The organism is uncultured Faecalibacterium sp., assembly GCF_900066275.1.
In the GTDB taxonomy this organism is placed as follows: domain Bacteria; phylum Bacillota; class Clostridia; order Oscillospirales; family Ruminococcaceae; genus Faecalibacterium; species Faecalibacterium taiwanense.
Map to the genome: position 1 here is coordinate 10,015 of NZ_FMFG01000019.1, position 373 is coordinate 10,387.

At 73.2% G+C, this 373-nt stretch carries 1 pseudogene; it reads right to left on the bottom strand.

The window, feature by feature from the left end:
* Positions 1–373: pseudogene (locus tag QZL71_RS07915) on the bottom strand (hypothetical protein); the annotation flags it as partial.

Consider the following 373-nt stretch of genomic DNA (forward strand, 5'->3'; position numbering starts at 1 on the left):
TGCCCGGCCCCGCCCTGCATCCGGCACAGCAGTGCCGCCGTGAGGTATCCCGCCAGCAGCTGGGCCGCAAACAGCCGCACCCCCACCGCGCGGCTGCCCAGCATCTGCTGCCCTACCGTGAGGATGACAAAGGACGGCCCGCTGCACACACAGGCGGGCAGCAGCGCCGAGGCCTGCCGGGAGGTGAGCTGACCGGTGCGCACGGCTTCGGACGCAGCCACCGCCGCCGGTGCAAAGCCCCCCAAGGCCCCAATGAGCAGCACGCCGCCCGCACCCTTTGCCCGGATGCCCATGAGCCGCGCCGCAGCGCTGTGCCGATGCCCTGCAGGCGGGGCTGCGGCTGTGCGGCGGGCCGCTGCTGGTATCGCTGTTT